We start from the raw sequence: 578 nt of genomic DNA on the forward strand, positions 1-578 counted from the left end.
CGTCTATTGTCGTGACGGGGGACGTCATTATGTCTTTGGCCAGCATGACCTTACCTCCTGGTCTGTGGAGGCGATTGAAGCTTATATTTCGACAGGACGCTTTGATCGGGATCAATCGGGGCCCTTCTGCAGCAAGCTCATCCGACCGTCATTCGCCTCAAGACGTTCGTCTTCCAATAGAATTGATGAGCAAGCGCGCCAAGGATATGGGCGGCGATGACGATCCAGAGTATAACTTTCAGCACCTCGGCGTGTACCTCTCCCGTGCGGTCGTAACCGAAGTAGAACGCTGCCATCCCGCTGATCGGCAATGCGAAAAGAAGCAGGTAAAGCGTCGCGTGGGCGCCTTTGGCTGCAAAGGTCAGGACGTAAGGTTCCTCGGCGGGCGCGGAAGGCGTTCCCTGAATGAAGCGCAGCACGAGGCGGATACTGATCAGCAACAGTATCGAAATTCCGACATACGCATGGAGATCGGCGCCTGCCAATTGCGCATCAGTTGCCGAACCGGTGTGTTCGATCGCCCGCTGCCACTCGCTCATGCCGTCAGGCAAAAGCAGATTGTAGAAGACGAGCAGCGC

1 protein-coding gene is annotated in these 578 nt (G+C 56.2%); it reads right to left on the reverse strand.

Annotated elements, in window-relative coordinates; all coding sequences use genetic code 11:
* Positions 1 to 137: 137 nt before the first annotated feature.
* Positions 138 to 578: cytochrome b (locus AC1DIX_RS27590; RefSeq protein ID WP_477328514.1), on the reverse strand; the 441-nt coding region annotated here is incomplete at its 5' end.

It is taken from the genome of Massilia sp. 05N420, assembly GCF_056397205.1.